Origin of the sequence: Pedobacter sp. R-06 (assembly GCF_049913135.1) — a bacterium.
Taxonomy (GTDB): Bacteria; Bacteroidota; Bacteroidia; order Sphingobacteriales; family Sphingobacteriaceae; genus Pedobacter.
This window is the reverse complement of the sequence record NZ_CP183977.1, coordinates 3,184,239-3,202,628: the sequence shown is the minus strand read 5'-3', so window position 1 is coordinate 3,202,628 and position 18,390 is coordinate 3,184,239. Positions and strand designations below refer to the sequence as shown.

12 protein-coding genes are annotated in these 18,390 nt (G+C 41.8%); 5 read left to right on the top strand and 7 right to left on the bottom strand.

The annotated features are described in order from the left end of the window. Positions 1–215 precede the first annotated feature (215 nt). Complete coding sequence (locus tag ACN9MR_RS13150; RefSeq protein ID WP_426330122.1) at positions 216–6,620, top strand: RHS repeat-associated core domain-containing protein; 6,405 nt, start codon at positions 216–218, stop codon at positions 6,618–6,620. A gap of 315 nt (positions 6,621–6,935) precedes the next feature. Here the strand turns inward: ACN9MR_RS13150 and ACN9MR_RS13145 are convergent, their stop codons facing one another. Continuing rightward, a complete protein-coding gene (locus ACN9MR_RS13145; RefSeq protein ID WP_426330121.1) occupies positions 6,936–7,583 on the bottom strand; it encodes a hypothetical protein in 648 nt (215 codons plus the stop codon). 175 nt (positions 7,584–7,758) lie between these two features. On the opposite strand from ACN9MR_RS13145, the gene ACN9MR_RS13140 reads away from it, so the two are divergent. Next, complete coding sequence (locus tag ACN9MR_RS13140) at positions 7,759–7,974, top strand: helix-turn-helix domain-containing protein (RefSeq protein ID WP_426330120.1); 216 nt, start codon at positions 7,759–7,761, stop codon at positions 7,972–7,974. A gap of 68 nt (positions 7,975–8,042) precedes the next feature. On the opposite strand, the gene ACN9MR_RS13135 is transcribed toward ACN9MR_RS13140, so the two are convergent. Beyond that, positions 8,043–8,249, bottom strand: a complete 207-nt coding sequence (locus ACN9MR_RS13135) for a hypothetical protein (RefSeq protein ID WP_426330119.1) — start codon at positions 8,247–8,249, stop codon at positions 8,043–8,045. 155 nt (positions 8,250–8,404) lie between these two features. Between ACN9MR_RS13135 and ACN9MR_RS13130 the strand changes: the two genes are divergently transcribed. Next, complete coding sequence (locus ACN9MR_RS13130) at positions 8,405–8,593, top strand: hypothetical protein (RefSeq protein ID WP_426330118.1); 189 nt, start codon at positions 8,405–8,407, stop codon at positions 8,591–8,593. A gap of 1 nt (position 8,594) precedes the next feature. Here the strand turns inward: ACN9MR_RS13130 and ACN9MR_RS13125 are convergent, their stop codons facing one another. Beyond that, entirely contained in the window at positions 8,595–8,885 is a 291-nt protein-coding gene (locus ACN9MR_RS13125; protein ID WP_426330117.1) for a hypothetical protein, read from the bottom strand. Positions 8,886–9,585: 700 nt separating this feature from the next. Here ACN9MR_RS13125 and ACN9MR_RS13120 point away from each other — a divergent pair. Next, positions 9,586–10,566 carry a hypothetical protein gene (locus ACN9MR_RS13120; protein WP_426330116.1) on the top strand — a complete coding sequence of 327 codons (981 nt, stop codon included), beginning with the start codon at positions 9,586–9,588 and terminating at the stop codon, positions 10,564–10,566. A gap of 261 nt (positions 10,567–10,827) precedes the next feature. Here the strand turns inward: ACN9MR_RS13120 and ACN9MR_RS13115 are convergent, their stop codons facing one another. Together ACN9MR_RS13115 and ACN9MR_RS13110 are read right to left on the bottom strand one after the other, a co-directional pair. Continuing rightward, positions 10,828–13,872, bottom strand: a complete 3,045-nt coding sequence (locus ACN9MR_RS13115) for a DEAD/DEAH box helicase (protein ID WP_426330115.1) — start codon at positions 13,870–13,872, stop codon at positions 10,828–10,830. Between the two features lie 178 nt (positions 13,873–14,050). Then, positions 14,051–14,359, bottom strand: a complete 309-nt coding sequence (locus tag ACN9MR_RS13110) for a hypothetical protein (RefSeq protein WP_426330114.1) — start codon at positions 14,357–14,359, stop codon at positions 14,051–14,053. A 939-nt stretch (positions 14,360–15,298) separates the two neighbouring features. Here ACN9MR_RS13110 and ACN9MR_RS13105 point away from each other — a divergent pair. Further along, positions 15,299–15,664 carry a hypothetical protein gene (locus tag ACN9MR_RS13105; RefSeq protein WP_426330113.1) on the top strand — a complete coding sequence of 122 codons (366 nt, stop codon included), beginning with the start codon at positions 15,299–15,301 and terminating at the stop codon, positions 15,662–15,664. A gap of 134 nt (positions 15,665–15,798) precedes the next feature. Here the strand turns inward: ACN9MR_RS13105 and istB are convergent, their stop codons facing one another. After that, positions 15,799–16,530, bottom strand: coding sequence for an IS21-like element helper ATPase IstB (gene istB / locus ACN9MR_RS13100; protein WP_426330112.1), 732 nt, complete (start codon positions 16,528–16,530; stop codon positions 15,799–15,801). Between the two features lie 11 nt (positions 16,531–16,541). Beyond that, positions 16,542–18,116: an IS21 family transposase gene (gene istA / locus ACN9MR_RS13095; RefSeq protein ID WP_426330111.1), complete on the bottom strand. Its 1,575-nt coding sequence runs from the start codon at positions 18,114–18,116 to the stop codon at positions 16,542–16,544. Positions 18,117–18,390 lie beyond the last annotated feature (274 nt).

The following is an 18,390-nucleotide window of genomic DNA, read 5'->3' as shown; positions in this document are numbered from 1 at the left end:
ATGTTAAATTTAACCAGAACACTGTTTGTTTTAACCGAAATGGCCAATTACACCACAGGTAGGATTAGTTGCTGAAATGTAGCCCTTTTCTGAAGCACCATTGCTACTCTTGCCAAATGTCGACATATAGCTAATTAAAAATACCCAACATTGGGTATTTTTAATTAGCTATTTTTTGATAAATTTAGATGTATTGAAATTAAAGTATCTCGCCCATGAAAATTTTCCCCCGAATCTGTTTTGCAGTAATGTTTGGTATTTATAGCCTGTCTGCTTGGGGACAGGGCCGTAAATTGGTTGGTGTAATCGACGATACCTATGACGTCAATCAGACCGGAGGATATAACCACGTAGTTCCATTGACTGTTCCCCCGGGAATTAATGGTCTGGTTCCCAGTCTGAGCATAGTCTACGATTCCAGGGCAGGCCTTTCCGAGATGGGCTATGGATGGAGCATTAGTGGGCTTTCCAAAATCGTAAGGTCCGGGAATAATTTTGCACAGAACGGGTTTCTAGACGGGGTGGATTTTACCGAGAAGGATGTCTTTTTGTTGGACGGTCAGTATCTATCCTGTATTGAAATGAACAATGGATCCGCAAACTCTATTTACCGTACCGAAAATGAGGGTTTTGCTTTCATCAGGGCAGTCGGTGCCATTGCCAACAGTAGCTCCTCTCCAAGTTATTTTGTTGTCAAGCAGCCTAATGGCCTCATCTACTATTATGGCGAAAACAGTGGGGCCCGAAATGAGGTCTCTATTAATGCCTCAAGAACCGAAGTCCTTGAATGGAACCTGACGCGTATTGTGGACCGGTTTGGTAATTTTATCCTTTTTGAATACAGTGCCCGGCCCGACCATCGCATCAGGATTGAATCCATCAGTTACGCAGGCAATGGAAAGATCGGTCTGGAAGCGAAGAATAAAATACTCTTCAAGTATACCAGCGACCCGGTACGTAAAACCAATGTTGGCTATCTCGCAGGGGCCACCTTTAAACAGAATGATATTTTATCTTCAATCCAAATGGAGACAAACGGCAGATCGCATAAGTATTATCAATTTGGTTATGATCTTGCGACTGCAAAGCAGCTCATCAGTATCCGGGAATCTGCCGACAAGGACGGGATTTCCTCTATCCCAAAAACCACCATCGGATGGTATGAGCAGCAGGGGATCGCTTACACTGCTGTTGATAGTGTAGATCTTCCTGCACCGATTACCAATTATAACTTCATCCGGGATCTTAATGGTGATCAGAAGGATGAATACATCAGCCTCACGAAAGTGAAAATAGCCGGAAAGGATTCTTTGACGCTTAATGTTTTTACAAGAGAAGACGGTAAATATGTTCCGGTAATCATCAACCTGCCGGTTGCATCAGGCTATACCCTTGCGAATGGTGTCGATTTCTTGGACCTTAATGGTGATCAGCTTATTGATATTGTTACCCCCGAGTATGTACTCATCAACAATAGCCGCACTGACAGGATTTCCTTTACAAAACAAAAATCTGGCTTGCCGGTCTATGGCGTTTTCGAAAGGACGGTGGTGGATATGGATGGAGATGGGCGTCAGGAACTTTTTTGTAAGAGCTATATAAACAGTTTTAGTATCTATGGCCTGAATGCAAAGAATGAACTTGTCCAGAGTGGGAGTATGTCTTTTGGAAACCCAGTGGTCAATACCAGACAGTTTTTAGGCGATTTCACCGGCTCTGGGAAGACCCAGGTATTGATTTCGCTCATCGCTGATGGCCAGATGAAAGGAGGGATCCTGAAATTTAAGGATGGACAGGTAGATACCAAAGAATTTCTTTTTCCCGCTGGGCTTACTGCCCTGGATTGGCCACTAATGAGCTTTGTGGATGTTAATGGAGATGGGCTTTCAGATCTGATTTTACCCTCTGCCAATCCTTATAGCACAGATATGCGGATCTTTTTGTTTACAGGTAGCGGCTTCCTGCCAACAGTGATAAATAAACCCCTTTCCAATACTGCTGGTGCCAAGTCTTCTTTTGGAAACTATACTTCTTCTGAAGGCCTGCAATACTTACTGGCCTGGCCGGACAATAAAAGTGAGGTTTACGATATCTCTGTTCCGGACCCAAATAATCTATCCTTTGTACTCTCCAAAACACAGTTGAAATTGCCTCAGGGGATTAATATCTTTACCAGTTGGGAATCCCTGAGTTTTGAGGATGTGGACTGGAACGGTAGTCCTGATCTTGTTTTCAGGGGAAAGCGGGAAGTCAAGTATACAAGTGGTCTCGGTCATGACAATAAATTAAGGGAAGTGACCGATGGATTGAAAAACCGGGTGAGGGTTACCTACACAGGTCTGAATGATCATAAAACCTACAACTGTGATTTTGGAACCTCTCTAAAAGGAAGCTATTATTTTTACCGTGGGGGCTTTCCCGTGGTAAAGTTTCTTGCCACTACCTCTGCATCCGACAAATTTGAAAATTTTACGGAATATTCTTATGAAGGTCTCATCGCTGAAAGAAGGGGAAGGGGAATTGCGGGCTTTTCAAAGGTAAAGCAGTATAACTCCACTACTAAAATTCTTACTTCCAGTGACTACAGGTATGATTTTCCGCTTACAGGAAAACTTAGCAGGCAGGAGAAAAGTATAGACGGGAAGGCTTTCTTCATTCAGGAGAATAAATGGGATTTCCTGCTTTATCACAAAGGGAACGACTATCAGGATATCAGCCTCCCCCAGGCTTCAAAGAACCTGATCTCTGCCGCACTTGGAAAGAGTTTCGGGAATAAATTTAGCCAGGGCGACAGTAAGGCAATCTCACTGATGTCAGGCTTTTCCCAAAAGATGGATACCTCGGTACTTAAGGCTGACAGTGCCCACAATTCCAGTCAGCAGGATATAGCCATGTCTGTCCTTCATGCAGTAAGGGATTTCAGCTCTTCCGGACTAAGTTATAAACCCCTGCTCATGAGTACCCGTATTGTCAAATATGAGACCGATGGAACAGAATCCTCCAATACCTTGATCAGAAACAGCTATGATGGTTACGCCAATAATATTAAAAGTGAAACAGTTCTCTCAGAAGGTACAGTCGTCTGTGTTGATAGGAAATTCAGAAACTTCAATGCAGACTTAAGTCTGGGGGCACTTTATCTGTTTGGTGTTCCCCTTAGTGACAGCACCTATGTATATCATCCTGCAAAAAATTTAAAGACCCCGGGGCGTACCTTCCATTATATCTATAATACCAATGGTACAATAGCAAGCATAATCCGCCAGAGATCGGATGCTCGGTACCGGCATTTTACTGACCTAAGCTATGACCAGGCCGGTAATATAACCGCAAAGAAAAGCTATAACAATCCTGGAAGAACGTTATCAGAACGGTACCTGTATACCGATGATAAGCGGTTTATCGAGTCTTATATCAACCCAATGGGATTTAAGACCTCCTACATTAGAAATGTCGACAATGGAAGGATGGTAACAGAAACTGATCCTAACGGATTTATTATGGACTACCAATATGATTTGGCTGGAAACCTGATTAGGGAGGTCTATCCTGATGGAAAGGTGATGGATTACAGCTATCAGCTCAATTCAAATGGTGACGATGGAGAATTTACTGCCTATACGGTTAGTGAGAAACAGCCCGGTGCAGATTTGGTGAAACGCTATATTGACCGGAATGGTCGGGAAATCGCATCCCTTTTTCCAAGCATTGGGCTACAGGGAAATGATAAGGGGCTGATTAGAAAATCGGTGCTGACCCGTCATTATTCAGAGCGCAGGCGTACACTTGAGGTCAGCAGGCCCGCTTTTGTAGACTTTAAAATAGGGACCAATGGGAATCTTGAATTTAACGAAGAAGGGCCAGATCCCGATGAGCCAGGCAGAACAGAATATGGGTATGATGCTTTTGGACGCCTGATATCGATTAAGAACCCCGATGGCAAGATTTCCAGTGTGGCTTATAAGGGCCTGACCAAACTGGAGACCAATACTGGAGGACAGGTGAAGAAGACCAGATATGATACCAAGGGCCAGGTAACCCAGGTGAATGATTTCAGTGGTAGTACAGTGGATTATCAGTATGATCTTTGGGGTAACATGATCTTATTAAAGACCTCAAACGGGAGTATAGAGATCGGTTATGATGTTCTTGGGAGGAAAACCTCTGTCAAAGACCCCAATATTGGGGTTATTAATTATAGCTATGATGAATTCGATAGACTGATAAAAGAAACAACCAATGGTGTACGGGAGGTCAGGATCGAATACGATGCAATCGGAAGGGTAACAAAAAAACAGACTCCCGGAGGAAACGTCCAATGGTTTTACGATCGTGCGGTGAAAGGGAAAGTGGATAGTATTGCCCAATCCGCAGGGAATTTTACAGCTTATAGGTATGACAGGCTGGGAAGACCTGTTGCGCAGCATCAGGGTGTCAACGGAAAACTGTTTATCAGCAACTTCGCCTATGACTCATTATCGAGGGTTTCTTCCAAGCGTTACCCATCAGGATTGCTGGTAAGCTATGGATACCAGAACAATGTCCCAACTTTACTTAGCAGTCAGTTTGGTCAGGACACCGTAAAGAAGATCTGGGAGCTCGAAGAGGTAACTGCCTCAGGTCTGGTGCTTTCGGGTAGTTTTGGGAACGGTCTAAAAACGGAAAACCGTTATGGGCAGGAAACAGAACTCCTGACAATGTCGCGTACTTTTGAACCGTCCGGTTCAGCAAGGTCGCTGCAGGAACTGCGTTATGAATATGATGATCTTTATAGGATCAATAGTAAGGCAGACGGCATATCTGGAAAAGTTGAAAACTACAGTTATGACGTATTGAGCAGGCTTTCCGCTGTTTCAACTGACGGTGCAAGAATGGAGGTAGGTTATTCGAACAATGGTAATATTATAGAAAAAACGGGTACAGGTATCTATCAATATGACTCACAGTCAAACCAACGTCTTCGTTATGTGTATAACAATGGCGAGAAAGTACGGGAATATAGTTATGACGGCTTTGGTAATATGGTTGAAGACCGTAAAAAAGGTATCAAAATAGGGTATAGCTATTTCAATAAGCCCGAGATGATAGAAATGGGTGGGCAAAGGCTAGAGATGACCTACGGTTATAATCAAAATGAAACCAGCAGTACCTTAACAAAGGCTGGAAAGCTCATCAGCCGGAATATTAGGCCTTCCTCGGACTTTGAGGTGATTGAGGAGGGGAATAAGGTTACCCAGGTGCATTACCTGTCAAGCGGGGGACAGATGACTGCAGTGGAACAGATAGTAGATTCTGCAGGGAAACGTGAAGTGAGTATTGTTTATCTCCATCTTGACCATCAGGGCTCAATTACGGCAATGAGTAACCAGAATGGTAAGATAGGAACAGTTTACAGCTACAGCGCATTTGGGCAACGTCTGGTTCAAACTTTCAGACAATATAACAGGTATGGTCAACCAATCTCGGGATCACCGGAGGTGGAAGAACTGGGTTATACCGGACACCGTCATCTCGATGATTTTGGGCTCATCAACGCTGGCGGAAGGTATTATGATCCTGAGGTCGGGCGGTTTCTTTCTCCTGATTTATTTATCGAAGACCCAAGCTCACCGCAGAGTTTCAATCGTTACAGTTATGTGATGAACGATCCCATAAACAGATGGGATCCAGAAGGCTTTTGGTCGATACGCAAACCACTGAACTTTAGCAAAGAATCACGCGCGGTCGGTAGGGTGATCAATAATATTGGCCGGGAAACTGGAAATGGGATCAGGGCAATCGGACAGTTCCACCAGAATGTATACAATGAAGGCGACCGTTTTTTTGATAAATACGGTAAGCAGGTAGTGATTATTGCGGCTGCTGCCGCCATCACTTATTTCACTTGTGGAGCCGGAACAGCTGCATTTTGGGCCGCTGTGGGCAAAGGGGCATTGATTGGTGCAGGTGTTAGCGGTGGGATGACAGCAGTCCAGGGCGGGAGCTTTAAGGAGGTCATGAATGCATCAATGAATGGTGCGATAAATGGTGCAGCAAGTGCGGCGATGTTCAATGCCATTGGTTCAAGTTTTGCTAAGTTCGGAGAAATGGGACTGGATAAAGATGTTTCTTTCGCTGCCAAGACCCTGGTGCATGGGGGAGCGGGGGGAATAAATTCAGAGCTTTCCGGAGGAACGTTTAAACAGGGCTTTCTGGAGACCTCGATTGTCCATGCTCTGGGGCCTTTGAATGAAAGTATTTTTGATCAGCGTGACCAGAAATTCTCCCGCATTGCCTTTTCCGGCGGTGTTGGTGCCATAGCTGCATATTCCAGTGGAGGAAATGTTGTTGCGGGGGCAACCAGCGGAAGTTTCTCAAGATGGTTCAACTGTGAATCCACCCTGCCGCCCCCGGGTAATCCGATTTCGAAATTTATGGAGCCTGGCTATGTGGCCTGGAAGTGTGATCAGCAGGTCATCAACGACCCTTATTTTAGGGCAGGACATATAGACTTTGAGAGAAGTTGGGACAGGGGCTCGGATGTCAGGGATTTCGTTTTTACCTTTTACGAACTGATAAGAAGGAACAGCTCCCAGAAACAACAGCCAGTTCAAGAGGTTAAGGCTCCAAAACACTATTAAGTTAGCATCCTGACGGGTAATGGACCGATTGTATCCTATTATCGCGTATTATTACCTATCGGAACATTCGCTTTTAGGATAGAATAATTTACCGGTAGGCGCGGGACTTTTATTGGTAAACTTAAGGCCAGTGACTTATCGGAACTGGACATAACGGGGTCATTGCTAGAATTGTTTATTCACGGCTGCAGGTTCAGATGCTTGTAAGGATCTAAGCCTGTAGTCACTATTCACCATCTAGAATACCTGTCACATAGTATGGATAAAGTAGTCAAATAAAATACGGCGACAATATAGCAAATTACCCTTAGCTGATTAGTCGTCCTTTTCTTTAGAAGTAGGCCAGTTGTGATTTAACGTTATGTTAAACTTCCCTTCATGTCCAACGACATCGTAAACTCCACTTTCATTTTTTTGTATAAATCTACAGTGCCAACCTTGAAGTGAGACCTGCAAACTTCTGTCAGCAAACAATTCAATATTTGAAGAAAATTCTATATTCGATGTTTTTATTACAGCTTTCCAATCAGATGCCATTCTACATTTTGCTAGAATGAAAAAGATAGCATCTCGAGAACATTCAAGAAAGTCTCGCTTCCCATGGGTTGCATGACCTATCTCAATTTGATTTCTTAAAAACCTATATTTTAAATCAGTGCTTTTTTCAACTAATGATGTTAAAATAAGATCGCATTGCCTTTTTGGATTGGAAAGATCGCCATGCTTTGCTGAATCAGAAAGATCTGATATGATTTGATAACTAATATTTTCTTTAGAAAGGTCAAAAGGTTTGAATTTTAAGGTTGATTCTGGAAAGTGCTTAATAGCAGTTGCTAAATTGGAAGCATTTGTCAAAAAATCATTAGAATTTTTATTTAGAACTAAATTGCTAATTAAGGAATCATTAAGTTTTTCCCATGGCTTTAATATATCTAAGAGAATTTTTTCTTCAATTGACTTCATACAAGGGAATAGTATCTTATAAAAGTAAAAATTAAATGTTATTTAAAACGTAGAATGTGTAGTTTATAAGGATTGATTTATTGAATAATTATTTGGAATATGTATGGATAAAGGTGGAAGTTTATGTTAAATCGAGAAAAGAAAAGTCCAATGGGCGCAATAGAAATTCAAATACTTGTTATCACTGAAATACACACAATTAGAAGCTTTCGGAAAGAATCTTCGAAGAATTAGAATGGAGAAAGATCTTTCAATGGAAGCACTTGCAAATTTGGCTGAGATAGAACTATCACAGATCTATAGGATAAAGACTGCAAAGATAAATTGTAAGCTTATTACAATACTCCGAATAGCAAAAGCCCTTGAAATAAATTCTAAAGAGTTATTTTAACAATAAAGCCCCTCGTACAACAAGGGGCAGTCAATTAAATTTCATAAAAGTGTGTTAAGCAATTGAACTTATTTCTTCTTAGTACCGTAAGGACTTTGATTTGTTGGCTTTAAAGAAATATCGTTCTTTGAAGCAATTGCTTGAACAGCAGCTGGTGTTCGCTCAACTTTTAAAGCAATAATCCTAGTAGGAGTATTTTTTGCAGCTAGCTGCTCAACTTGCTTAATTACATCTGGAGTTATTGGTTTTCCGTTATTTGCAGGCATTTTTGCCATATCTATTTTTGTAGCAATATGATGCCACATATCAAATATAGAACATCTACTAAAAATCTTAGCAAGAACTTTTCCACATTGTAATAGTTATTCATTATGTCTAACTATTTGATAATCAATTGACTTTTAGATGATAATTGATAGGGTATTTAGGAATGGAACAAATAACAGAAACTTGGGAAGCTTTCCAAGAAAAATTCAAAACCTTCCTTATCAAGGAAAGAAATTGGTCAATAAACAAAGCTTATAAGTATGAAGACAATAGGATTAAAGAATGCTTCGAAAAAGGCATGTCGGTTATAGATACCTTTTTCGAAGTTCTTACAGGTTCAGTGAGTGATTAGCTTATTTAACTTCATCTAATCCAATCCAGATTCTACCAGAACTAGGCGTTAAAAGGATTGCATATTTTAGACCAGTTGAACCTGCTGCAATCTTAGCTTTATCGATAACTTCTTGGCGATTATTATCGCCAATGAAATTATATTCAGCAGTAGGTAAGTGATATTCAATTTTACTTTGTGTATCAATTATTGTCCTTGTGAAACCTTGCTTTTCCATTGCAATATGAAGTTTTTCATAATCTTCTTCCTCATTTGAATAATGTAGTAAAACGCGTGTGGTATATTTATTCATAATATGTGTGCCTTCGGTTTATCAGGCTTGTATGGTATCACAAAAGTTATGCAAGTATTGGAACTAAGACAAACTGTCTGTTAAAAATGGCTTTACAAAACAAAATAGCTGAAAATTAGGCACTTATAGTGAAATTTATTCCAGTCTTAATAAAATTAAAAGTACGCTAAGGGTAATTTGCTATATTGTCGCCTTAATTATAATTAACCTTTGCTCAGCCTGGTGGATTTGTTTCTATGTTTTCACTAATTTTCTAATGGTATTGCATGTTGTAAATTTATTTGTTGTTTTTGCTGTCCCCTGCGGGCCGGGCCATTCGCTGTATCTTTGTTCCAAAGGATGCCGCTGCTGTCCCTGACAGGACTATGCTTGACTATGTTGGTTCCTTTTTTTCTTTCTAAGCTGCTGTACACAGGTATGAACTTTAATTATGCAAAAAAAATAGGTTAGAAAATACTAAGGATAAAATTTATCTTTTTTCTAAAAACAGAAAATTCAGCAAGCTCAGCTCGCTGAACATCCCAGAGGTCAACGAAGAAAATTCTCCATATCCTGCGCCGGGCACGAAACCAAATAAAGAGATGAATTAAATAAGGACACTTTTGATAGTGGTGGGAATTTCAGATAAGCTATCTGTGAGATTATAGGCCAGGCTTCCGTATTTATTTAAGCTATATTTGATTTCACCAATGCTTGAATAATGTATATAAATTTTCAAAAATACAATTACCAGATCGTTGATCCTAACCAGAGACAACAATATGAAGCCAGGGACAAAGAAGCCTACAAAGATGTACTGAAAGATTGGTTCGGATCTAATCTCGACCTATTTGTCGACAGAAAGTGGGAAATAGAAGAAATCCATTACCTTAAAGAGATAGGTGACTTTATTAAGCTGGTAAAGGAGGCGGAAAGCCTTTACGAACTCGCCTTTTTTACAGGATGCATCGCATTGGTCGGTGTTGCATCAGAAGACTTTTCAAAATACCTCTCGCTAAAAAACAACAGGAATGTACATATCAGGGATGTCTATACAGATGGGCCAAGAGCTGGGCGGGCATATGACCTCAGTCAGTACGACCGCTTAAAACTTCAGAGGGATGAAAATATAATTGACCAGTATACCTACCTTTTGCTGGATGAAATACGCAGTATCCGCAACGACTGCTTACATTACAACCAGAGTTTCAAACAAAAAGCGGTCACCGCTATACAGGACGATGCGATAAAATCCTTAAATAATCTAAAAAAAGTATTAAAGTCTACTATAGGAACGGCTATTGATCCTGAGGATTTTATAGAATTGTTTGATGAAGTTTTTGCAGAAGGGAATACAAGGGGTTTTGAAGAAATCATTTGGAAGCATAAAAACATGTTTTCCCACATGTTACAGCTCCCTATTGTTCAGGCACCAGGCGTGAAAAGGGTTGTTAAATTCAATTTGTTTACCGTTACAGAACTGGACGCGAATGAAATAACGCTAACAGAGATGTACTCTTATGAGCAGACTAGTGCGAATCTATGCGTATGTGTTGATCTAGATCAAAAAGGTATAGAACTGGTGGCCCAGACCAGGATCAAAGAGGGCGATCGTGTATGGGCAGAAATCTATTCCAATGTGGCACCAAACGGACAAACGCAGTATTGGTTTATTAGCAAAATCGGGAAGATTAATGCCTAAGATTAAGTTTAAATGAACTGGCTATTTCCAATGAAGGGCACTGTAGTTTTAATTTTAGAAATTGGCTATTTGTGCCGCTTTTTCCCAAACAGACTGTTGTTCGTACATAGGTTGCCGGGCAACGACTACTCATTTTTGTATGTGGTTTTCATCAGGAAAGAACCAATATCCCTTTATCTACCCATATTGAAATCAGGGAGCATTTGAAAAGGATATATGCAACCTCCAAACAGTTTGATTAAAGGTTAGATTCGGTCAGGTTTATCGGAGTTTGGCCGATAGGTAATCAAAACTGCTGCAGCTCTGCCATAAGGTTCTGTTCCCGATGACGTAAAAGTGTTTTTTTGCCCTGGTCAATGCTACATTGAGCATATTGGGGTTGGCTGATGCCCACCTTCTTGCACCTTCGCTTTTAGGGTCACTACCGAGTATGAGGAATACAGTGTCGGTTTCCTTGCCCTGAAAGGTATGTATGGTTCCGCATTTTATTTTTGGGAAAATTTTATTGAGCTCTGTGCGGCATTTATCGGCTACGGATTTAAATGGGGAGATGACAAATATCTTATCACTATCCTGGATGATAGCGAGTTTTTCTTTTAGCAGTTCAATTTCTTCCCTGATGACCTGTTTGTTTTCTACGGTTTTTCCTGCAACATGGAACCAGGCAGATGGGCCGAGTGCCGTGCTGTTTTCACTGTCCGGGGTTGCTTTGACCATTTGATCTGAGTAGGCGATGTGGTTGGCGATGGAGAACATAGGGTCGGCGCATCTGCCATGTGTGCGCAGGGGAAATCCTGTCCAGATGTTCTGTTCATCGATCTGTTTCATTTCTGTACCCTGTGGGCTAATGCGGTCGACGAGCTGTTGGGCAGAAGATAAGCGTGGAGACCAGATGGCTTCATTTTTATATGGGCGGTTGAGTATTTCGATGAGTTTAGCAGGGCTGGTTATTACCGGCTCGATCTGTCGCGGGTCTCCGATGATGATGGATCTTTTTGATCTGTTTATGATTCCTGCTGCCGATTGCGCCATGGCCTGCCCGGCCTCGTCCAAAAGGAGCCAGCCTATGCTGTCCTCTTCAAGGTTTTTAAACAGACGGCTGACCGAGGCAAGCGAGGTAGATACAACCGGGACCATAAAGAAAAAGGTTTTCCATACACTCGAGGCAATAGTTTTAGAAACGGCGGCTTTACCGTCTAGCATTTCAAGAAGGATATTGATGTTGTTGCGGAACTGTTTGGCATTGCTCAGTACTGCGTATTCATGTATTTTGAGGCTTGTTAAGAAAATATTGGATCTTAAGGTATTGAGTTTCTCTGACGACCATGGGTTGCTTTTGTGGAAAGCTGATCTATTTTCGGTATAGGCTTTGTACAGGTTTTCATCGGGAAGATTGGCGGGTGCTATTCCGTAGTTTTGTACAAGTGCTTCTTTTTTTGTTGCGTATGCTTTAATCCTGCTTTCAGTTAAAACCAGTTCTTTTTTGATACCTTTTTGCCCGGTCTCATTTTTGTCCAGCAGGGTTTTTAATTGCTGTTCTTCTTTCCCGGTTTCGGAAATGGTGCTGCTGATTTTATTTAGATCCTTCAAGTACTTCTGTAAAGGCAAATCCCAGTTTTTAAAGGATCTTGTGCTGAAAAGCTTTTGGAAGAAGAAAAAGGAAGGTTTGCCCAGCTGGTGAAGAGTGATAAGTTCTTTTATCTCTTTTAACTCGGCCTTTAGCCTGTCAAGGTCTTCCTTTAGATGCCTGATCAGGTTTTCTAAGGTTATCGCTTTTTCCTTTAGCTCATTGAGATCTTGCTCAAGTTTTGTTTTTTCCTTCAGGTCAGACAGTTGTTTTGGAAGCGCAGCATGGAGCGCGCTGGCTGATTTGCGGAACTCCTCAAATTCCCGGATCAACCCATTAAGCTCTGTTTTGGCCTGTTCGAATTTTCCGCGGTAGCTTAGCGTGTGATCGATATCTTCCGGATTATTGTATAGCGAACCCAGATAATGGCTGAATCTTTTCTCTTGCTTGGTATTGAACCAGAAGTTTGACTTGAAAAGTCCCCTGTTCTCTGAATTGCCAAGGGCTACTGCCAGCAGTCCCCAGCTTTCCTTTTCGATTATGGATTTTGTATGGTCAATGAAGTATCCTGCCTCGGTAAAGCAGGAATCTATTTTATCCCTTTGGGGAAGTTCTTTGGATATATTCTCAACAGCTGCATTATTGTTACTGGCCACAACGATCCCCGCATCCTCAAACAACGGGGTTTTGATGGGGAAATGCGTAAGAAAATCCGATTCACGTTGGATGCGCTCTCCGGGCATAAACATCAGAATGTTGTTTGCTTTGATGAGTTTTTTTGCGCGCTGTACAATGACATCTGCCACTATATCGCTAAGCAGTGTTGTCTTGCCTGTGCCCGGAGGACCGTTAATACCCATGATCCCACCTTCTTTTAGCTCTTCGAGAGCGGTGTTCATAGCACCCAGTTGCGCTGAATATGCGCCAAATTGCGGATTGGAAGGCCATCTTCCCATTGGCATCTTATCAGGATCTATTGTTTTGAAGAATGCATCGGCCTCTTTCAAAAGATCGGTTCTTTGCTTGATATCAAGTTCCGGACTGAGATAGTTGTTCAGTCCTTTGTTCCATTTTTTTGGGTGGTTGATCAGCTTATTTAGATCATCCAGATAAAAGCTGTTGAGGAAACTGGTATCCGCATTTTTGATCTTTTTGGATATGATAATGCTCTGGCAGTAGATGGTATGGTCACATTCTAGGTCATTGATGTTTAAATTGTTGAGTGCGCTGATCTCCCGTTCTAACTCCTTCCAGCCAATGGTACCTAGCTCGATTGGCTCCTCTGTTTCCTCGGTAAATGGCTTTATGTTATACCGGTCGATAAAATCTTCCTGTACTTTTTCCAGCATTTCCACTACTGTTTCCATTTTTTTTCCGCTCTGGAGGCATTGTAATCCATGGAGGTATGAAGCCTGTAGGTATGCGCCCTCCTCGCTCAACGTGCCCTCTTCTTCCAGTATAAGTACGGCCATGCAGGTGTCGCCTGTAACTTTTTCCATCCAGTCCGGCTTTTCGTCACTTTCTCCGGTGAACTTTTCAATGAGTCCGGTAATATGCAGTTTTTTCTGTTTTCCAAAATATAGGATATATCTGCGTTTGGCATCCTCCAGAGGTTCCTGGGGGATTGCCCATGGAAGCGGGGAGCCCGTTTCCAGATAATTGAGTTTATCGGGCATATCAGGGAGATTGAAAATTTCAATGTCCCTCCAGAACTGGAGAACGTTTTTCTGTGTTTTCAAGAGCATAATCTTTATGTGCTTAAAATAACCAAAATTTTCAGACTATTAGACGGAATATTTAATACCGGTTCTTCACAGCTCTGATTTTATAGTTAGGTGGCGGACTTATGATCCTGGTAAATATCTTCGATGGCCAAATAGATACTTATCTGCTTTTAACAGATCTGGTCCATGTGGATCATTCCTCGTCGTAAAGATCATATTCGCCCCGTGAGAACACATCAAGTTTTTTATAGAATTCACCTTTATAGTAAAACCTGTAGCTAACAAAGCTTGTTTTTAAGCCTGTCTCTTTTACATGGAAATCGGATTCGCTTATCACTGTCATCAGCTGATCGGCGGTATAGTTGAATATTTTATCAGCCGGTACATAAATCAGTATGCAGTTGTTTTTCCCTGCAGTTACCGTCCATCCGCGTTGACCGAAGTATTCGGCAAGTAATAGTGCTCTTGCCTTTACATATTCACTTGACTCTTCTGTTCCCATGAGAACCAAATTAATAAAAAACCAATAAATATAAAAAAATCCAATAATTGGGAGAAAGAGGATTACCGGACAGGCTTGGATGAGAATAATCAATATAGTGCCACTGAGGTTGTTTGGATGGAACAACTGGGTAATGTAAGCACTAAGTGTTTAATGATAAACAGTTGATGTACACACTTTTGTTCATGGCTGGATTCCTACCAGAATATTAGGCCGGTTAATGGGGGTAGCACGTCTAAATATTATCATTTCAGCATTGACGGGTTTTAATGAACGTAATGAACAGGGCAGCAGGGCAGCAATCGGGTATCTTTACAATTCACTGGTTTTGGATCAGGGGGTTCAATTGTAAATGATATGTGGTTTAGGGTGGTTTTGGTTTTTTTATTATTTACATTTTCCTTTTTAGACTCCTTTGCGCAGTTAATAGGCTGCAGAAAGGATGGGTTTATTTATCACACTCCACCATCTTTTCTGGTTGGATGGACAAGTCCAATATCTGAGACTTGCGGATCCGGAGCTACAACCTCAACCGAATATCTTCACTTCATTCAGAATGTACCTAATGCTTCCGCATGCCCAATCGGTTTATTGAGCCTCGGTGGTACCGGTAGCCTTGTCGAATATGCGGTGCTTTTTTGTCCCCTTGATGAGCTGCTGGCCATACTAATTGTACCGGCTGCCATCATCGGTTTTTTGTTGCTTCGAAAACCTTTAATTTAGATAGGGGAAGCAGCCGGAGGAACACCGATAGGCTGGGATTGAAGGGTTACATCTGTTATCTCTGTTGCGGGAAATCAAATGGCATCTTTATTAGTCAGATATCGTTATGCTAATAGTTGGGCTTGGATGCTGCAAAAGTAATTGCCTTAAGGTTTCTTGGAACAGATTTGGGCTTATCAGGAGTATAGTGTAATTTGCTAAACAAAAATGGAACAAATGGATAGTACAGAGGTATCTAGAGCATATTTTTATGCTCAGCAAAATTTACATAATCAGGAGATAAACCTTGCAAATGCAAAAGTAGTATTAAATGAATTCCAGGAGAGTGGTTTTTCCCTTGGTCCAGAAAGGCAACTGAGAGCTACGGTTCTAGCGCAAAAAATAGCTGATGAAAAAGACTTATATGATGAGAAACTTGAAGAACTTGGGGATATAGCTCTGGAGTTAATAGAGGAAATTTTAGAAAATGGGGGCAATATTGGCGAAGAGGTTAGGTTTGAGATGGGAGAGGGCCGTTATTTTAAGGTAATCTTAGAAAAAGGTAATAATCTAACATACCTTGGATCATTTTCAGAGCTGTAACCGAATATCTTTACTGTTAATGATTATTCCGAACAAAGTACACCACATTCCGAGGCATAGTGCACCAGTTTGGTTCTGGCTTTAGCACTAACTTTTAACCATATCACTTTTGGACAAAGCGATATTCTGTAAACTTAATGATTTTTTTTATTTCTCATGGATTTACCAGTAAGTGCGATTCTGTGAGCAGATGCTGACAGCCTGTCCATAATTGCATCTGCAAGTGTTGGTTCATCTATAAAGTTATACCAGTTATCCACTGGCAGCTGTGAGGTTATTATTGTCGCGCCGTTGCCATATCTATCCTCCAGAATATCAAGTATTGCTATCCTGGCATCATTGCTAAGTGGCTTAAGCCCAAAGTCGTCTAATATCAGTAGCCTGTTTGAGGATATCCCCTTAATCCATCGGAGGTAAGTTCCATCGAGCTTTGCCTGGGCAAGAGCATCCAGAAACTTATTCATGCTGAAATATAGCGTACGGAATCCAAGTAGGCAGGAACTGCGTCCCAGTGCACAGGCAAGGAAACTTTTGCCGCACCCGGTAGCGCCGGTAATGAGCACATTTTCACCACGTTCAATAAAAGTGCCGTCCGAGAGTCTTAGTACCTGTTCACGGGTAATGCCACGCTCGGAGGTACAGAGTATATCTTCAGGAAGGGCATGATACCTGAGCTTACTATACCTGAGATATTTTTCTGTTCTTGCATGCTCACGGTACTCGATTTCTGCCTGGACAAGCATGGCGAGCATTGAATGTGGATCCTGGATCTCGTGTACCGGTAACTGTAGTGTTGCCTCATAGCGCCTGGCCATCCCGCTAAGCCTTAGGCTTTTCATCTGGTCTGCTGTGTTCTGTGTATTCATATTGATCTTTATTAATTGGTTTTGTATGCTTCGGCTCCCCGCACGTTCTGGTGTAGTGGCGTCCTGTATTCTTTCTGTTCTGTTTCTTCGACCATGTCCATATTGTTGTCAAGAATGTTTTTTATTACAGTGTATTTAAACCTGTGCCCGGTGAGTCCCCTTTTGCAGGCAGCTTCCATTCTTGCCGCTCCATAGGCTTTCAAGAGCCGCATCAGTCCGGCGCAGCCAGCATATGATTGATGTATCACGGGATTGCTCTGCATCAGCTTCTGAATAAAGTCATAAGTGTTCTGACCTGCTCTTTCAGCCTGTTTCAGATAATATTCAGGATCCCATCCCTTTTCATCCGAAAAGGATTGGTGCGCTTCAGGCATATGTTCCCTAACCGTGGTGAAATGGTGTTTTCTAAAACTCCGGACGTGTATGGCAATCCGCGTGCAATTATGAAAGATCTCAACGCTGTCCATACAATATGATATCCTGACCTCTTTACCAATATATCTAAAGGGAACGCTGTAATAGTGCCAGTCCTCACCAATAACCACATGGTAATTCTTCTGAACTTTTGCCCTGGTGTAGTGCTGGATAACGAAATGTGATTCGGGAAGTGGCTGCAAAAGTGCGGACTCATTATTATGGAATAGCTCATAGCGGCTGAAACTTTTGCGCTGGAAGCTAAGCTGGTGATGTTCATTCAGCTTTATCATGATAGCTGCATTCAATTCCTTAAGGCTGTAGAAGGTCTGGTTCCTGAGTTTCGCATAGATGCGCATGTAGGCTATCCTCACAAAGTTCTCTACGCTTGGCTTGTCCTTTGGCTTATAAGGGCGTGCAGCAAAGAGTGCAATTTTGTTATGGTTGGCCCACTGCTCCAGCATCTCGGTAAAGACAGGCTCATACTTTGAGCTTTTGGATACCCACTGCCTCATATTATCAGATTTTACCCCTTTGGGCACACCACCTATATAGATAAGTGCTTTGTTCAATGCTGATACAACCTGCGGCAACTTTGCATCTACAAGCGCTTCTACATAACCGTAACCGCTAAAGGGAAGAATGGCAAGAAATACCGGACAGCTAACCAGTTCTCCTGTAGAAGTATCCAGGTAATGCAATGGCGTGCCGGCAAAATCTACCTGCATCATCTCAGCTGGCTTATGCTCAAAATGCATAACGGCCTTCGAGGCCCGATTATGTTCCTGCAGCAGATCACAGAACCTTGAATATTGAAACCCTTCCGGATAATTGGTAATATACTCTTCCCACAACAATAACCTGGTGACGCCTTCTTTGGAGGCGAGTTGTTGATTGTGATATTCCAAATGTTCAAGGAAATGAACCCGCCTGGGATCAGCATCCTCCATTACCTCTTCCTTTACAAGGCCAAGGATCTCATCAATATCCCTATCAGAGAGCTTTAGCAAGCCATTAAAGGTCAAACCTGTCGATCTGAACTTTTCCAGGTAACTCGCGATCGTACGCCTGTTGACCCGGACTTCTTTTTCTATTTTCCGTTGGGAGACACCCTGATCCAGGAAAATGAGTATCTGTCTAATCTTATTCATGCTGAGCAGTTTGTTCGCCATATCTACAGGGGTAAGCTTGATGCTTACCAAACCTATATAATTGGCGGGTTAAACTATGCCCAAATCAGTGATATGGTTCATTATAATGGTGTAGTATGTGTCGGAATGGCAGAGTGAAATAATCCTGCAAGGAACCAAAAGTGGTGCACTTTGCCTCGGAATATTTTATTACCTCAAACAAAAACTGGTGTACTTTGGCTCGGAATGACTGGTGCATTATGCCTCGGAATGGGTGGTGTAGTATGGGTCGGAATATCCAGTTAAATAATTAGTA